Source organism: Campylobacter sp. IFREMER_LSEM_CL2101, assembly GCF_025771825.1.
GTDB classification, from domain to species: Bacteria; Campylobacterota; Campylobacteria; order Campylobacterales; family Campylobacteraceae; genus Campylobacter_D; species Campylobacter_D lari_C.
This window is the reverse complement of the sequence record NZ_JAKMQZ010000003.1, coordinates 56,884-71,960: the sequence shown is the minus strand read 5'-3', so window position 1 is coordinate 71,960 and position 15,077 is coordinate 56,884. Positions and strand designations below refer to the sequence as shown.

Annotated in this window: 27 protein-coding genes and 1 tRNA gene; 26 read left to right on the top strand and 2 right to left on the bottom strand. The window is 32.6% G+C overall.

Features of this window, described 5'->3' with window-relative positions:
* Window positions 1-32: 32 nt before the first annotated feature.
* From coaE to L8V88_RS02895, 3 genes are read left to right on the top strand one after another with little or no spacing between them, the layout of a single operon-like run.
* On the top strand, window positions 33-626 hold the full coding sequence (coaE, locus tag L8V88_RS02905) for a dephospho-CoA kinase (protein WP_263726707.1): 594 nt from the start codon (window positions 33-35) through the stop codon (window positions 624-626).
* The gene (dapF, locus tag L8V88_RS02900) at window positions 623-1,372 is read left to right on the top strand and encodes a diaminopimelate epimerase (RefSeq protein ID WP_263726705.1); all 750 of its coding nucleotides are present in this window, start codon (window positions 623-625) and stop codon (window positions 1,370-1,372) included. Before coaE ends, dapF begins: the two co-directional genes overlap by 4 nt.
* The gene (locus L8V88_RS02895; RefSeq protein ID WP_263726703.1) at window positions 1,347-2,054 is read left to right on the top strand and encodes a glucosaminidase domain-containing protein; all 708 of its coding nucleotides are present in this window, start codon (window positions 1,347-1,349) and stop codon (window positions 2,052-2,054) included. The genes dapF and L8V88_RS02895 overlap by 26 nt, the downstream gene beginning before the upstream one ends.
* Here L8V88_RS02895 and L8V88_RS02890 read toward each other — a convergent pair.
* Both L8V88_RS02890 and L8V88_RS02885 read right to left on the bottom strand, forming a co-directional pair.
* Window positions 2,051-3,112, bottom strand: coding sequence for an ATP-binding protein (locus L8V88_RS02890; RefSeq protein WP_263675051.1), 1,062 nt, complete (start codon window positions 3,110-3,112; stop codon window positions 2,051-2,053). The two genes, L8V88_RS02895 and L8V88_RS02890, sit on opposite strands and share 4 nt — an antisense overlap.
* A gap of 18 nt (window positions 3,113-3,130) precedes the next feature.
* Window positions 3,131-3,206: transfer RNA gene (locus L8V88_RS02885), tRNA-Ala, on the bottom strand.
* A 226-nt stretch (window positions 3,207-3,432) separates the two neighbouring features.
* Between L8V88_RS02885 and rpsJ the strand changes: the two genes are divergently transcribed.
* The 23 genes from rpsJ to L8V88_RS02770 all read left to right on the top strand — a co-directional run bounded on the left by rpsJ (window position 3,433) and on the right by L8V88_RS02770 (window position 15,051).
* Window positions 3,433-3,744: a 30S ribosomal protein S10 gene (gene rpsJ / locus L8V88_RS02880; protein ID WP_012660810.1), complete on the top strand. Its 312-nt coding sequence runs from the start codon at window positions 3,433-3,435 to the stop codon at window positions 3,742-3,744.
* A 9-nt stretch (window positions 3,745-3,753) separates the two neighbouring features.
* Window positions 3,754-4,329, top strand: coding sequence for a 50S ribosomal protein L3 (rplC, locus tag L8V88_RS02875; RefSeq protein WP_012660811.1), 576 nt, complete (start codon window positions 3,754-3,756; stop codon window positions 4,327-4,329).
* The gene (gene rplD / locus L8V88_RS02870; protein WP_039617137.1) at window positions 4,326-4,940 is read left to right on the top strand and encodes a 50S ribosomal protein L4; all 615 of its coding nucleotides are present in this window, start codon (window positions 4,326-4,328) and stop codon (window positions 4,938-4,940) included. The genes rplC and rplD overlap by 4 nt, the downstream gene beginning before the upstream one ends.
* Window position 4,941: 1 nt before the next feature.
* Window positions 4,942-5,223, top strand: a complete 282-nt coding sequence (locus L8V88_RS02865; RefSeq protein WP_039617139.1) for a 50S ribosomal protein L23 — start codon at window positions 4,942-4,944, stop codon at window positions 5,221-5,223.
* 1 nt (window position 5,224) lies between these two features.
* On the top strand, window positions 5,225-6,055 hold the full coding sequence (gene rplB, locus L8V88_RS02860; protein ID WP_039617141.1) for a 50S ribosomal protein L2: 831 nt from the start codon (window positions 5,225-5,227) through the stop codon (window positions 6,053-6,055).
* Between the two features lies 1 nt (window position 6,056).
* On the top strand, window positions 6,057-6,338 hold the full coding sequence (gene rpsS / locus L8V88_RS02855; protein WP_039617142.1) for a 30S ribosomal protein S19: 282 nt from the start codon (window positions 6,057-6,059) through the stop codon (window positions 6,336-6,338).
* Window positions 6,339-6,347: 9 nt separating this feature from the next.
* Complete coding sequence (gene rplV / locus L8V88_RS02850) at window positions 6,348-6,722, top strand: 50S ribosomal protein L22 (protein ID WP_039617143.1); 375 nt, start codon at window positions 6,348-6,350, stop codon at window positions 6,720-6,722.
* Window position 6,723: 1 nt separating this feature from the next.
* The gene (gene rpsC / locus L8V88_RS02845) at window positions 6,724-7,425 is read left to right on the top strand and encodes a 30S ribosomal protein S3 (protein ID WP_039617145.1); all 702 of its coding nucleotides are present in this window, start codon (window positions 6,724-6,726) and stop codon (window positions 7,423-7,425) included.
* 2 nt (window positions 7,426-7,427) lie between these two features.
* On the top strand, window positions 7,428-7,853 hold the full coding sequence (gene rplP / locus L8V88_RS02840) for a 50S ribosomal protein L16 (RefSeq protein WP_012660818.1): 426 nt from the start codon (window positions 7,428-7,430) through the stop codon (window positions 7,851-7,853).
* Window positions 7,840-8,025: a 50S ribosomal protein L29 gene (rpmC, locus tag L8V88_RS02835; RefSeq protein ID WP_012660819.1), complete on the top strand. Its 186-nt coding sequence runs from the start codon at window positions 7,840-7,842 to the stop codon at window positions 8,023-8,025. The genes rplP and rpmC overlap by 14 nt, the downstream gene beginning before the upstream one ends.
* Window positions 8,026-8,034: 9 nt before the next feature.
* A complete protein-coding gene (gene rpsQ / locus L8V88_RS02830; RefSeq protein WP_039617148.1) occupies window positions 8,035-8,286 on the top strand; it encodes a 30S ribosomal protein S17 in 252 nt (83 codons plus the stop codon).
* Complete coding sequence (gene rplN / locus L8V88_RS02825) at window positions 8,286-8,654, top strand: 50S ribosomal protein L14 (protein ID WP_012660821.1); 369 nt, start codon at window positions 8,286-8,288, stop codon at window positions 8,652-8,654. The genes rpsQ and rplN overlap by 1 nt, the downstream gene beginning before the upstream one ends.
* Window positions 8,654-8,881 (top strand): 50S ribosomal protein L24, encoded by a 228-nt coding sequence (gene rplX / locus L8V88_RS02820; protein ID WP_012660822.1) that lies wholly within the window; start codon window positions 8,654-8,656, stop codon window positions 8,879-8,881. Before rplN ends, rplX begins: the two co-directional genes overlap by 1 nt.
* Before the next feature lies 1 nt (window position 8,882).
* Window positions 8,883-9,428 (top strand): 50S ribosomal protein L5, encoded by a 546-nt coding sequence (gene rplE, locus L8V88_RS02815; protein WP_012660823.1) that lies wholly within the window; start codon window positions 8,883-8,885, stop codon window positions 9,426-9,428.
* Window position 9,429: 1 nt separating this feature from the next.
* Window positions 9,430-9,615 carry a type Z 30S ribosomal protein S14 gene (locus L8V88_RS02810; RefSeq protein WP_012660824.1) on the top strand — a complete coding sequence of 62 codons (186 nt, stop codon included), beginning with the start codon at window positions 9,430-9,432 and terminating at the stop codon, window positions 9,613-9,615.
* 12 nt (window positions 9,616-9,627) lie between these two features.
* A complete protein-coding gene (gene rpsH / locus L8V88_RS02805; RefSeq protein WP_039617152.1) occupies window positions 9,628-10,023 on the top strand; it encodes a 30S ribosomal protein S8 in 396 nt (131 codons plus the stop codon).
* A gap of 78 nt (window positions 10,024-10,101) precedes the next feature.
* Window positions 10,102-10,638 (top strand): 50S ribosomal protein L6, encoded by a 537-nt coding sequence (gene rplF, locus L8V88_RS02800; RefSeq protein ID WP_039617154.1) that lies wholly within the window; start codon window positions 10,102-10,104, stop codon window positions 10,636-10,638.
* Window positions 10,639-10,647: 9 nt separating this feature from the next.
* Window positions 10,648-11,004 carry a 50S ribosomal protein L18 gene (rplR, locus tag L8V88_RS02795; RefSeq protein ID WP_039617157.1) on the top strand — a complete coding sequence of 119 codons (357 nt, stop codon included), beginning with the start codon at window positions 10,648-10,650 and terminating at the stop codon, window positions 11,002-11,004.
* A gap of 16 nt (window positions 11,005-11,020) precedes the next feature.
* Entirely contained in the window at window positions 11,021-11,464 is a 444-nt protein-coding gene (rpsE, locus tag L8V88_RS02790) for a 30S ribosomal protein S5 (protein WP_039617161.1), read from the top strand.
* 3 nt (window positions 11,465-11,467) lie between these two features.
* The gene (gene rplO / locus L8V88_RS02785; RefSeq protein WP_039617163.1) at window positions 11,468-11,860 is read left to right on the top strand and encodes a 50S ribosomal protein L15; all 393 of its coding nucleotides are present in this window, start codon (window positions 11,468-11,470) and stop codon (window positions 11,858-11,860) included.
* Window positions 11,860-13,122, top strand: a complete 1,263-nt coding sequence (gene secY, locus L8V88_RS02780) for a preprotein translocase subunit SecY (RefSeq protein ID WP_047207857.1) — start codon at window positions 11,860-11,862, stop codon at window positions 13,120-13,122. Before rplO ends, secY begins: the two co-directional genes overlap by 1 nt.
* 41 nt (window positions 13,123-13,163) lie before the next feature.
* Window positions 13,164-13,904 (top strand): glutamate racemase, encoded by a 741-nt coding sequence (murI, locus tag L8V88_RS02775; RefSeq protein WP_263726701.1) that lies wholly within the window; start codon window positions 13,164-13,166, stop codon window positions 13,902-13,904.
* Between the two features lie 115 nt (window positions 13,905-14,019).
* Complete coding sequence (locus L8V88_RS02770) at window positions 14,020-15,051, top strand: type II asparaginase (RefSeq protein WP_263726778.1); 1,032 nt, start codon at window positions 14,020-14,022, stop codon at window positions 15,049-15,051.
* Window positions 15,052-15,077 lie beyond the last annotated feature (26 nt).

Genomic DNA, 15,077 nt, shown 5'->3' with positions numbered 1-15,077 from the left:
TATTTTAACTAAAAATGTTTTAAGGCTAAATTATGCAAAATGCTTATTTTGTAACTTCAAGTATAGCGGGTGGAAAGTCAAGCTTTATAAGAATAGTTCAAAATTTGGGTTTTGATACTTTAAGCGCAGATGTGATAGCTCATGAGCTTTTAAATGAAAATGCAAATTTTATAGCTAAGCTTTTTAATGATGATGATTTAATCATAGCAGGAAAAATAGATAGAAAAAAACTTGGCGCTATTGTATTTAATGATTTAAATGCCAAAAAAAAGTTAGAAGATTTTTTACATCCTAAAATCAAAGAAACTATTTTACAAAAAGCTCAAATTTTAGATAAAAACAACAAAGCTTTTTTTATAGAACTGCCTTTATTTTTTGAAAACAATCACTATCAAAATTTAGGAAAAAGTATATTGATTTATACTCCAAAAGAACTTTTGCTTCAAAGATTAATGCAAAGAGATAATTTGGACGAAAATGAAGCCTTAAAAAGAGTTAATTTGCAACTTGATATAGAAGAAAAACTAAAAAAAGCAGATTTTGTGATAAAAAATACTTCAGGTTATGAAAATTTTGAGAAAAATGTGCTAAATTTTTTAAAACACACTTTAAAGGTTGAAAAATGAAATTTTACAAGTACTGTGCTAGCGGGAATGATTTTGTGGTGTTTGCAGATAGCGAAAAGAAAGATCGCAGTGAATTAGCTAGAATTCTTTGTAATCGTTATGAGGGCATAGGTGCTGATGGACTTATAGTGGTAGTACCTCATGATAGATATGATTTTGAATGGGAATTTTATAATTGTGATGGGAGTAAAGCAAGTATGTGTGGTAATGGCTCGCGTGCAGCAGCACATTTTGCTCATCATTATTTAAAAAAATCTCAATATTTAAATTTCTTAACTGGTGCAGGGCTTATAAAATCTTTTGTTGATGATGATATGGTTGAAATCAAGCTTAGTGGGGTAAAGGATATCAAAGAAGCCTTTGAATATAAGGGTAGAATTTGGCAAGGCTGTAATACTGGAGTTCCACATATAGTAACCTTTGTTGATGATTTAAATGAATTTGATGTCAATTTATGCAAAGAAGTGCGTAAAAAATATAATGCAAATGTTAATTTTGCTAAAGTGGAAGATGATGAGTTTATAAGAGTTAGAACTTATGAACGTGGAGTAGAAGATGAGACTTTAGCTTGTGGTACGGGCATGGGGGCTTGTTTTTACTTGGCGTATTTAAATCAAAAAGTAAAAGATGATATTTTGATAAAGCCAAAAAGTAATGAAAGCTTGCATTTTAGATTAGAAGAGGATCAAATATTTTTTAGAGGAAAGGTGAAGTGCTGTTTTGAAGCTGATTATAATTTTACTTAGTTGTGTTTTATTTTTAAAAGCTGAATTTATAGCAGGTTTTGATGAGCAATATTATGCTTTAAGCATAAAAGAAAAGCGTGAAGTTTTTATCAAAAAAATCAATGCTTTATTAGATGTTTCTTTTAAAGAGATAGAAAAGGAAAAAGAATTTATAGAATTATTCTTTAAAGAAGCTATAAAGAATAATTTTAGAAAATTAAATACTAATGCTGTGCAAAAACTATGGTCTTTAAAAGAAAAATACCGCATTAAAAATTTATACGATCATAAAGAATACCAAATGCGTATTCAAAAGGTGCCAAAGTCTTTAGCCATAGCCCAAGCTATTATTGAAAGCGCAACTGGTACAAGTCGTTTTGCTAAAGAAGCAAATAATTTATTTGGAGAATGGACGTGGGGTGAAAAAGGTTTAATTCCAAAAGAAAGAGGCGAGGGTAAAACTCACAAAATTCGTATATTTGATAGTTTGCAAGAAAGTGTGGATTCGTATTTGCTTAATTTAAATCGCCACGATGCTTATAAAGAATTTAGAGCTTGGCGGTGGGATACTATAAGTGAAAATAAAAAACTTGATGGTAAAGAAGCAGCAAGTCATTTAGAAAAATACTCAGAGATTAAAAGTAATTATACTAAGCTTATTTTATCTATCATCGAGCAACATAATCTTGACGAGTTAGATTAATTACCCAAAGCCCACTCATCAAAAGGTAAAATCATCACACGCACCCCTTCTATGAAAAACTCATCTCTTTGTGAAAGTGTGATGATATAAATAGTCGAAAGCGCAAGTTGGTTTTTACTAAGGATTTTTTTGACTTTTAAGCTAAGTAAATCTTTATCTTTAAAGGGTGAGCATAAAAATGCATTTTTAAGACTTGGTAAGTAAAAATCAAAATGTTTAGTATAAAAAATTTCTCGTTTAAATTTAAACAACTCGCTTAAAATCAAATTTTCAAACAAAGCACTAAAGTCTTTTTGTATGCTTAGAGAATTTTTTAATGAAAAGTCCCAAAAATATACTTTTTTTAAATTTTTTTCAAGATTTTTTACAAAATACAAAGTGTAGTTTGATTCTAGTTTTTCTATGCTTTTATATAAGGTATCTTTGGAAATTTTTATACTATTTTTTAGAGTTTTTAATAACTCATTAACGCTAAATTCATTCCCAAGTTCCAAGGCAATTTGTTTGAGTATGGTAAGCTCTAATGGGGTATAAAAGCTTTTTAAGTACGATGAGTTTGTGTTAAAGTTGTGATTTAAAGTCACATTGCGCCCTGTGTGTAAAAAATAACTTACCATGGTTTTGGTATCAGCATATTTTTTATTTAAGCTTAAAAATTCTTCAAAATCTAAATAGTCTAAATGAAGTTCTTCAAACTGATCTAAGCAAAAATTACTATCACAAACACTTATTATGATTTGTAAATTAAGATGTTTTAAACTAGCAAAGTCAAAATCATGAGCAAAATTACACAAAGCTAGAAATTTAATTTGTGGATTATAAGTTAAAAACGAATTTAAATTCACCAAAGCGCTTGCTTGAAATTTTAAATCATCACAATCAATAAAAAGTATATTTTCTGCTTTATACAAAGATAAAAAATTTAAGATCAAATTTTTCTTACCGCTTGCAAAACCACCTTTTATGATGATGTTTTTATGGGTTTGGATTTGAATTTTTCTTTCATCAAATTTTTGAAATTTTGGGTAATTATCGTAAAAAAATTGTAGTGATTTCATAAATTTCTTTGTAATTAATGGTGGAGCATAGCGGGTTCGAACCGCTGACCCCAACGCTGCCAGCGTTGTGCTCTCCCAACTGAGCTAATGCCCCTTTAGATTTTGAAATCATACTATATTTTTTCTTAGATTTTCTTAATGCATAAAAAATCTGATAAATTTTATAAAATTTAATTTTTATCCTTTTAAAAAGGAAAATAATTAAAAAAAATGTATAAATTTCTTGACATAGCAAAGTATGTTTTTATATAATCTCAACATCATTTTATATGGTGGTTAGATTCTTATGGGTCTAACGAGTTCTTTACAAAGGAAAAAATATGGAAAGAATCAGGCTTAAGCTAAAAGCTTATGACCACAGAGTTCTAGATCGCACAGTTGCAGCAATTGTAGAAGCTGTTAAAAGAACAGGTGCTGACATCAGAGGTCCAGTGCCAATGCCTACAAAAATCAAAAGATACACAGTTTTGAAATCTCCACACATCAACAAAGATTCACGCGAACAATTTGAGATGAGAATTCATGCTCGTATGCTTGATATTGTAGCAGCTACTCCAGATACAGTAGATTCACTCACTAAGCTTGACTTGGCTCCAGAGGTCAATGTTGAAGTAAGAGCTATGGGTAAATAAGGATAGAATATGGAATACATTGTAGAAAAAATTGGTATGAGTAGAACAATCAGCACACCAAGCATTCCTGTAACCTTACTTAAACTTGTTCAAACTAAAGTATGTGAAGTAGAAAATGGAAAAGCTTTGGTTGCTTATGTAAAAGGCAAAGCAAATAATAAATGCATTGCAGGTCAGCAAAAAAAATACAATCTTTCAGCTGAATATAATAGATTTGCTTCTTTAGAAGTAGCAAACACAGAAGCAGGCGATATTGATCTTAATCCTTTAAAAGAAGCTTCTATTTTAAAAGTAAGCTTTAATTCTAAAGGTAGAGGTTATAGTGGGGTTGTTAAAAGACACGGATTTGCCGGAGGTCCTGCAAGTCACGGTTCAAGATTCCACAGACGTCACGGATCAATCGGTAACCGCGAATGGCCAGGTCGTGTTCAACCAGGTATGAAAATGGCAGGTCATTATGGCAATGTAAAAGTTACTGTTAAAAACGAAGTAGTTTCATTTGATGAAGAAAATGGCATCTTAGTAGTAAAAGGTGCGGTACCAGGATTTAATGGTGCTATGGGTAAAATAAGGATTGCAAAATGAGTAAAGTAACTGTTTTAAATGATAAATTTGAAAAAGCTAGTGAACTCGATCTTCCAGCAAAATATGCAGAAGTTAATCCGCACAACCTTTATTTATATGTAAAATCTTATCTTGCTAGCCTTAGAGCAAACACAGCTCATACTAAAGGTAGAAGCGATGTAAGCGGTGGTGGTAAAAAACCATGGAGACAAAAAGGTCGTGGTGGTGCAAGAGCAGGTTCAACAAGAACGAATGTTTGGGTTGGTGGTGCTGTAGCATTTGGTCCTACAAACAATCGTAACTATTTCCAAAAAGTTAATAAAAAACAAAAACGCTTAGCGCTTGAAAGAGCATTGGCTGATAAAGCACAAAACAATGCATTATTCTCAGTAGATAGTTTAAGCATTGAAAGCGGTAAAACAAAAGATGCAAATGCAGTTATTAAAAAGCTTGGTTTAAAAGATGCTTTAATTGTAAAAGATTTACTAGATGAAAAAACACTTCTTGCTTTTAGAAACTTAGCAAATTGCTATGTAGTTGATATTAGCGAAGTAAATGCTTATTTAGTATCTGTATTTAATGCTGTTATCATTGAAAAAGCAGCGCTTGAATCTATCGTAAAAGAGGGTTAAAATGGCAGATATTACTGATATAAAAACAATACTTTACACTGAAAAAAGCTTAAACCTTCAAGAGCAAGGTGTTGTAGTTATTCAAACTTCTCCAAAAATGACTAAAAATGGTCTAAAAGAAGTTTTAAGAGAATATTTTGGTGTAACTCCAGTAAGAATTAATTCTTTAAAAATGGATGGAAAAGTAAAGCGTTTTAGAGGTCGTGAAGGTCAAAGAAATAGCTTTAAAAAATTCTATGTTAAGCTACCAGAAGGTGTGAGCTTAGAAAGTTCGGAGGCATAAGATGGCAATTAAAACTTATAAACCATATACTCCAAGTAGAAGATACATCACAGGTGTAAGCTCTGATGATATCACAGCAAAAGCTAGTGTACGTTCATTACTTGTAAAACTTCCAGCTCATGCAGGTCGTAACAATAATGGTAGAATCACAAGCCGTCATAAAGAAGCAGGTGCTAAAAAACTTTACAGAATTATAGATTTTAAAAGAAGAAAATTTGGTATTGAAGGTAAAGTTGAAGCAATCGAGTACGATCCATACAGAAATTGTCGTATTGCATTAATCTCTTATAGAGATGGTGAAAAAAGATACATCTTACAACCAAAAGGTTTAAGTGTTGGTGATGTTGTTTGTGCTGCTGAAAGCGGACTTGACATTAAACCAGGTAATGCAATGAAATTAAGAAACATCCCAGTGGGTACTATCGTACACAATATCGAGTTAAAACCAGGCAAAGGCGGTCAAATGATCCGTTCAGCAGGTGCTTATGCTCAATTAATGGGTAAAGAAGAAAAATACGTTATCTTAAGACTTGCAAGTGGTGAAATGAGACAAGTTTTAGCTGAATGTATGGCAAGTATCGGTGAAGTTGGTAATGAAGAATGGTCAAATGTGACTATCGGTAAAGCAGGTAGAAATCGCCATAGAGGTATTCGTCCTCAAACAAGAGGCTCTGCGATGAACCCAGTTGATCACCCACACGGTGGGGGTGAAGGTAAGAAAAATTCAGGCCGTCATCCAGTTACTCCATGGGGTAAACCAACTAAAGGTGCTAAAACTCGCCGTAAAAAAGCTAGCGATAAGCTAATAATTTCAAGAAGAAAAGGAAAGTAAGATGGCTAGGTCACTAAAAAAAGGTCCTTTTGTTGATGACCATGTAATGAAAAAAGTCATCGCTGCTAAAAAAGCTAACGATGGTAAGCCAATTAAAACTTGGTCAAGACGCAGCACTATTATACCTGATATGATAGGTTTAACTTTTAATGTTCATAATGGAAAAAGCTTTATCCCAGTATATGTTACTGAAAATCATATCGGTTACAAATTAGGTGAATTTGCACCTACTAGAACATTCAAGGGTCACAAAGGCTCTGTTCAGAAAAAAATAGGTAAGTAAGGGAGATTTATGAGTAGAGCGTTAATTAAATTCATAAGATTATCTCCAACTAAAGCGAGATTGATTGCTAGAGAAGTTCAAGGTATGAATGCAGAGCTTGCATTAGCTAGTTTGAAATTTATGCCAAATAAAGGTGCTAAATTTATAGCAAATGCTATTTCAAGTGCTGTAGCAAATGGCGGATTTGAAGCAAATGAAGTTGTTGTTTCAAGTTGTCGTGTTGATGCTGGTGCGGTTTTAAAAAGATTTAGACCAAGAGCTAGAGGAAGTGCTAGTCGTATTAGAAAGCCAACTTCACACATTTTGGTAGAAGTTAGTAAAGTAGAAGCAAGTGCTGAAAAAACTACAAAAGCTAAAAAAGCATCAGTGAAAAAGGAAAGCTAATATGGGACAAAAAGTAAATCCGATTGGTTTAAGACTAGGAATTAATAGAAATTGGGAATCAAGATGGTTTCCTACAAAAGCTAATTTAGCAGAAAATATTGGTGAAGATTATAAAATCAGAACTTTCTTAAAAAGAAAACTTTATTATGCAGGAATTAGCCAAATTCTTGTAGAAAGAACAGCGAAAAAATTAAGAGTAACTGTTGTAGCTGCAAGACCAGGGATTATTATTGGTAAAAAAGGTAGTGATGTTGATATTTTAAGAAAAGAACTTCAAGATTTAATCAAAAAAGAAGTTAATATCAATATTAAAGAAGAAAGAAAAGCAGGTGCTTCAGCTCAGCTTGCAGCTGAAAGTGTTGCTACTCAACTTGAAAAAAGAATTGCTTTTAGAAGAGCAATGAAAAAAGTAATTCAAGGAGCGCAAAAAGCAGGTGCTAAAGGGATTAAAGTTTCAGTTTCAGGCCGTTTAGGTGGTGCTGAAATGGCAAGAACTGAATGGTATCTAGAAGGTCGTGTTCCACTTCACACTTTAAGAGCAAAAATTGATTATGGTTTTGCAGAAGCACATACTACTTATGGGAACATAGGTATTAAAGTATGGATCTTCAAAGGTGAAGTTTTACAAAAGGGTGTTCAACCTGAAAAAACCGAAGAAAACGCTCCAGCTAAAAAAACTAGAAGAGCAAGAAGAGGTAAATAATCATGTTAATGCCAAAAAGAACTAAATATCGTAAAATGATGAAAGGGCGTAACAGAGGTTATGCCAACAGAGGGACTGAATTTACTTTTGGTGATTTTGCCCTAAAAGCAACTGAAGCTGGCCGTATTAATTCACGTCAAATCGAAGCAGCTCGTATTGCTTTAACTCGTTTTGTAAAAAGACAAGGTAAAACTTGGATTAGAGTTTTCCCAGATAAACCTCTAACTAAAAAACCTTTAGAAACTCGTATGGGTAAAGGTAAAGGTGCAGTTGAGGAATGGGTAATGAACATTAAACCAGGTCGTATCATTTATGAAATGGCAGGGGTTAATGAAGAAATGGCAAGACAAGCTTTAACTTTAGCGATGCACAAATTGCCATTTAAAACTAAGTTTGTTACAAGAGAGAGCCAAAATGAAATATACTGAGATTAAAGATAAAACAGCAGGTGAGCTTGCAACAATGCTAAAAGAAAAAAAGGTGCTTTTATTTACTTTAAGACAAAAGCTAAAAACAATGCAGCTAACTAATCCTAAAGAGATTAGCGAAGTTAAAAAAGACATCGCTAGAATCAATACTGCAATTAGCGCTTTAAAATAAGGATAGAAAATGGCATTTAAAAGAGAAATTCAAGGCGTTGTTGTTCAAATTGCTGGAGATAAAACAGCAACAATTTTGGTTGAAAGAAAAGTGGTTCACCCAAAATACAGAAAAATCGTAAAACGCTTTAAAAAATATTTAATTCATGATGAAAGAAATGAACTTAAAGTGGGAAATACTGTAGTTGCTATTGAATGTAGACCACTTTCTAAGAGAAAATCATTTCGCTTAAAAACTATAGTATCAGCAGGAGTTGAGTAATGATTCAAAGTTTTACTAGGCTTGCAGTTGCTGATAATAGCGGTGCAAAAGAATTAATGTGTATTAAGGTTTTAGGTGGTAGTAAAAGAAGATACGCTACTGTTGGTGATGTAATCGTTGCATCTGTAAAAAAAGCTCTACCAAATGGTAAAGTTAAAAAAGGTCAAGTAGTAAAAGCAGTTATCGTTAGAACTAAAAAAGAAATTCATAGAGATAATGGTTCTTTAATTCGTTTTGATGAAAATGCAGCAGTTATTCTTGATGCTAAAAGAGAGCCTATCGGAACGCGTATTTTTGGACCAGTAGGTCGTGAAGTAAGATATGGTGGCTTTATGAAAATTGTTTCACTAGCACCGGAGGTGTTGTAATGAAATTAAAAATTAAAAAGAATGATATGGTAAAAGTTATCGCAGGTGATGACAAAGGCAAAACAGGTAAAGTTTTAGCAGTATTCCCTAAAACAAATAAAGTAATTGTTGAGGGTTGTAAAATCGCTAAAAAAGCTGTTAAGCCAAGTGATAAAAATCCAAATGGCGGTTTTATCAATAAAGAAATGCCAATGGATATTTCAAATGTAGCAAAGGCAGGAGAATAAGATGATGAGATTGAAAGAAAAATATACTCAAAATATCAAACCTGCTTTAGTAAAAGAATTTGATATCAAAAATCCTATGCTTATTCCTTTTATTGAAAAAGTTGTAATCAGCGTAGGTGCTGGGGAATTAGCAAAAGATCAAAAAGTATTACAAAATGTTGCAGATACTATTTCATTGATCGCCGGACAAAAAGCAGTTATCACAAAAGCTAAAAAATCAGTTGCTGGTTTTAAAGTAAGAGAAGGCTTCCCAGTAGGTGTAATGGTAACATTAAGAAAAGACAATATGTATGCTTTCTTAGATAAGCTTATTACTATAGCTCTTCCTCGTGTTAAAGACTTTAGAGGTCTTCCAAGAGATGGTTTTGATGGAAGAGGAAACTATAACTTTGGTTTAGATGAGCAGTTAATGTTCCCAGAAGTTGAATATGATAAAATCTTAAGAACTCATGGTATGAACATTTCTATCGTTACAACAGCAAAATCAGATAAAGAGGCACAAAAATTATTAGAATTATTTGGCGTGCCATTTGCAAAAGGAAAGTAATATGGCTAAAAAATCAATGATTGCAAAAGCTGCCCGCAAACCTAAATTTAGCGTTAGAGGGTATACTAGATGCCAAATTTGTGGAAGACCACATTCAGTTTATAGAGATTTTGGAATTTGTAGAGTTTGCTTAAGAAAAATGGCAAATGAAGGTTTAATTCCTGGTCTTAAAAAAGCAAGTTGGTAAGAGGAAAGAACCATGATAAATGATTTAATTTCAGATTCACTAACAAGAATTAGAAATGCAGGGATGAGAAGATTAGAAACTACTCAACTTTTGCATTCTAAAGTTATCGAAGCTTTACTTGGAATTTTCCAAGCTAAAGGCTATATTGAAAGCTTTAATGTTATTGAAGAGGATAAAAAGAAATTCATCAATGTAGTTTTAAAATACGATGAAAAAGGTAAAAGCGTAATTAACGAAGTTAAGCGTATTTCTAAACCTGGTCGTCGTGTTTATAAAGGTAAAGATGAGATCAAAAGATTTAAAAACGGTTATGGTACTATCGTGGTAAGCACTTCAAAAGGTGTTTTAGCTAACGACGAAGCTTACAAAGCAGGCGTTGGCGGCGAAGTTTTATGTACTATTTGGTAAGAGTTTCTACTTTTTATGGTATTCGGTATCCATTCTTATAAAGTAGTCATATCGTAGACAAGTAAAAAGGAAAAATGAATGTCTCGTATAGGTAAACAACCAGTTGCTATTCCAAGTGGAGTAGAAGTAAAATTAGAAGGTAACTTGCTAAAATTTAAAAAAGGAAATTTAGCAAAAGAGCTTGATACAAAAGCAAATGTTAATGTTGAGATTAAAGAAGGACAAATTCTTTTCTCTCCTAAAGGTGAAGATAGACAAAGTAGAGCTTATTGGGGAACTTATAGAGCTTTAGCTCAAAACATCATCATCGGTTTAACTGATGGTTTTAGCAAAACTTTAGAAATCAACGGTGTTGGTTATAAAGCTGCGTTAAAAGGTAAAGTTCTTGAACTTGCTTTAGGTTTTTCTCATCCTATCAACTATGCTATTCCAGAAGGCATAGAAATTACTGTTGATAAAAACAATGTTATTATCAAAGGTAGTGATAAACAAGTGGTAGGTCAAGTTGCTGCTCAAATTCGTGAATTTAGACCACCTGAGCCTTACAAAGGAAAAGGTGTTAAATATTCAGATGAGCGTATTATCCGCAAAGCTGGTAAGACATCTAAGAAGTAAGGATAGAATATGAGAGCAAATGTATTAAAAAGAAAAATATCTTTAAGAATTAAAAGAAAAAAAAGAATTAGAGCAAAAATTTCAGGAACACAAGCTCTTCCAAGAGTTTCTGTTTTCAAATCAAACAGAACTTTATATATCCAAGCTATCGATGATGTTAAAGCAGTAACTTTAGCAGCAGTAGATGGAAGAAAAATTGGTGTTAAAGCAAATAAAGAAGGCGCTAAAAAAATAGCAGCTGAATTTGCAAAAGTTTTAAAAGCTAAAAACATAGAAGAAGCAGTGTTTGATAGAAATGGTTATTTATACCATGGTGTGATTGCAGCTTTAGCTGAAGCACTAAGAGAAAACGGAATCAAACTATAACCCAAAAGGAAGATCGATGGAAAAATATAATAGAGAAGAATTTGAAGAAGTAATCGTCGATATCGGCAGGGTTACTAAGGTTGTTAAAGGTGGTAGAAGATTTAGATTTACTGCTTTAGTTATCGTTGGAAATAGAAAAGGTTTAGTTGGTGTGGGCTATGGAAAAGCTAAAGAAGTTCCAGATGCTATAAGAAAAGCAGTTGATGATGCTTTTAAAAACATTGTTGAAGTTAAAACAAAAGGTTCAACTATCCCTCATGATGTAGAAGTAAAATACAACGCAAGTAGAATTTTACTTAAACCAGCAAGCGAAGGTACAGGGGTTATTGCAGGTGGTTCAACACGTCCTATCGTGGAACTTGCAGGTATTAAAGACATTTTAACTAAGTCTTTAGGTTCAAATAATTCAGCAAATGTTGTGCGTGCTACTATTAAAGCACTTACAATGCTTAAAGGATAATCAATGAATTTAACAAAAGCACCAGGTTCAACACATAAAACCAAAAGAATAGGCCGTGGTCAAGGTAGTGGTATGGGTAAAACTTCTACTAAAGGTGGAAAAGGCCAAACTGCTAGAAAAGGTTATAATGAAAAAAGAGGTTTTGAAGGGGGTCAGCAACCACTTCAAAGACGTTTACCAAAAGTAGGCTTTACTTCTAAATTTGAAAAACCTTATGTGATTAATGTTGAAAAAATCACAGCAATCAAAGAGCTTAGCGAAATTACATTTGAAACAATCAATAGCATTCATAAGCTTTCAAAAAATGTAAATAAAGTTAAGCTTATTGGGGCAAGCGCTAAAGATCTTGCTAGTAAAATTAAAGACGAGAAGATTACTTTTAGCGGACAAAAATAATGAATAAAACATTGACAAATAAAATTCTCATAACATTAGCTTTTTTATTCGCTTATAGAATATTAGCTTATGTTCCAGTTCCGGGGGTTAATGTCAGTGTTATCAAGGAATTTTTTGATTCTAATGCATCTAATGCATTAGGCTTGTTTAATATGTTTAGTGGGGGTGCTGCTGAAAGACTTAGCATCATCTCTCTAGGCATTATGCCTTATATTACTGCTTCGATTATTATGGAGCTTTTAGCGGCAACTTTTCCTAATATAGGAAAAATGAAAAAAGAACGCGATGGTATGCAAAAATATATGCAAATTATCCGTTATGCTACTATAGCTATCACTTTGATACAAAGTATAGGCGTTTCTATAGGCTTACAAAGTCTTCATGGAAAAGCAGGTCAATCAGCCATTATGATTGATATGAATACTTTTATCGCACTTTCTGCTGTTTCTATGCTTGCAGGTACCATGCTTTTGATGTGGATAGGTGAGCAAATCACTCAACGCGGTATAGGAAATGGTATTTCTTTAATCATCTTTGGTGGTATTGTTTCTACAATTCCAGGTGCAATTAGTGGAACAGTAAATTTGGTAAATACAGGTGAGATGAATTTCTTGACTATCATTGCCATTTTAGTTGTAATTTTACTTACTATTTGGGCTATTATAGTAGTAGAACTTGGAGAAAGAAGAATTCCTATTTCTTACTCAAGAAAAGTAATCATGCAAAATCAAAACAAACGCATTATGAATTATATACCTATTAAGATTAACTTAAGTGGTGTTATTCCTCCTATTTTTGCAAGTGCGATTTTGATGTTTCCAAGTACTATTTTACAAACAAGTACAAATGAATATGTGTTAAAAATTTATGACTTTTTAAATCCAAACGGATTTTTCTTTCATTTTTTAACATTCTTACTTGTTATTTTCTTTGCGTATTTTTATGCATCAATTGTATTTAACGCAAAAGATATAGCTGAAAATCTTAAAAGACAAGGTGGTTTCATACCAGGTATTAGACCAGGTGAAGGAACTGCAAATTATCTTAATGAAGTAGCGTCAAGACTTACCTTGTCAGGTTCTATTTATTTAGGGCTTGTAGCTACATTACCATGGCTTATTGTGAAGTTGTTTGGTGTGCCTTTTTATTTTGGTGGAACTTCTGTTTTGATCGTAGTTCAAGTAGCACTTGATACAATGAGAAAAATTGAAGCTCAAATTTATATGAATAAATACCAAACTTTAAGTGCAGTAGGCTTATAAGAAAGTAGATTTTCTACTTTCTTCCTTTTTAAAGGATTTTGATGAGACTAGGCGTTTTTGATAGCGGTGTAGGTGGGCTTAGTGTTTTAAAATCTTTACTTCAAGCAAAACTTTTTAAAGAATATATTTACTATGGGGATACTGCAAGAGTGCCTTATGGGGTTAAAGATAAAGAAACTATCATTAAATTTTCCCTAGAAGCTTTAGAATTTTTCAAAGAAAAAAAAGTCGATATGCTTATTATTGCGTGCAATACAGTTAGTGCGCATGCTTTAGAAATTCTAAAAGCAAATGCGTCATTTCCGGTTCTTGGAGTTATAGAAGCAGGGGTTTTAGCGGTTAAAAACTCTTTAGAAGATAAAAACTCTAATATATTGGTCATTGCAACACAAGCTACTGTGGATTCTCATGCTTATAAGCAAGCTTTAATCAAAGAAGGCTTTTTAAAAGTGGAAGAAAAAGCAACGGGACTTTTTGTACCTATGGTTGAAGAAGGGATTTTTCAAGGAGATTTTTTAAAAGCCGCTTTTGAGTATTATTTTAATAAGCTCAAATTTCATCCTAATGCTCTAATCTTAGCATGCACGCATTTTCCTTTAATCGCCCATTCTTTATCAGAATATTTTGGCAAAAACACAAAACTTATTCATTCAGGTGAAGCTATAGCTTTGCAATTACAGCAAGAATTTAACTTAACATCAATCCAAGAAGAAGCTAATATCGAATTTTACGCTTCAAGTGATGTAGAAAAACTAAAAAAAATTGCAAATTTATGGCTTTAAATTAATAGCTATTTACTAAAATATTTTTTATATTTATAATTTATTTTTATTTAAACATAGTTGCATTATAATCTTTATCATTTCTAATGAAAGGACTAACATGAAAAAAATGTTAATGTGTGCAGCTATGGCACTAAGTTTAGGAGCAGGAATTTTGGAAGCAAAACCAAAAGTTGCAATTTTAGCTACAGGTGGAACTATTGCAGGTTCGATTGATAGTTCAGTAGCTACTACAGGCTATACAGCTGGTGTTTTGGGGGTTGATACTTTGATTAAAGCAGTACCTCAAATTCAAGATTTAGCGGTAATTAGCGGAGATCAAATTGCTAATATTGATAGCAAAGATATGACAAATGAAATTTGGCTAAAACTTGCTAAAGAAGTTAATAGACTTTTAAAATCTGATGTAGATGGAGTTGTAATTACCCATGGTACTGATACCATGGAAGAAACTGCATATTTCCTAAATTTAACCGTAAAAAGCGACAAACCTGTTGTTTTGGTTGGTGCAATGCGCCCATCAACTGCAATTAGCGCAGATGGTCCTAAAAATCTTTACAACGCTGTAGCATTAGCAGCAAATCCTCAAGCAAAAAATAAAGGCGTAATGGTAGCTATGAATGATAGAATTCAAAGTGCTAGAGGCGTTATGAAAACTCATAGTTTAAATGTAAATGCATTTAGCTCACCAGATATGGGTGATATGGGTTATATAGTAGATGGAAAAGCATTTTTCTATAATACTAATACAAAATTACACACTAAAAAATCTCCATTTGATGTTAGTAAACTAAAAGAATTACCAAAAGTAGATATTCTTTATAGTTATGCAAATGATGGTAGCGGTGTTGCAGCAAAAGCTTTGTTTGAAAATGGAACTAAAGGTATAGTTGTAGCTGGAACAGGTGCTGGTAGTATCCATGATTATCAAAAAGATGTGTTAAAAGAATTGCTTAAAAAAGGTCTTAATGTAGCGGTAAGCTCACGTGTGGTAGCTGGTAGAGTTGCAGTAAGTGATGCTGATGCAAAACTTGGTTTCATTGATACAGGTGATATGAGTCCTCAAAAAGCTAGAGTGTTATTAATGCTTGCTCTAACTAAAACAAGCGATCCTAAGAAAATCCAAGAATATTTCTTAAAATACTAAAATCTTAAACACCCAAATGCTAAAAT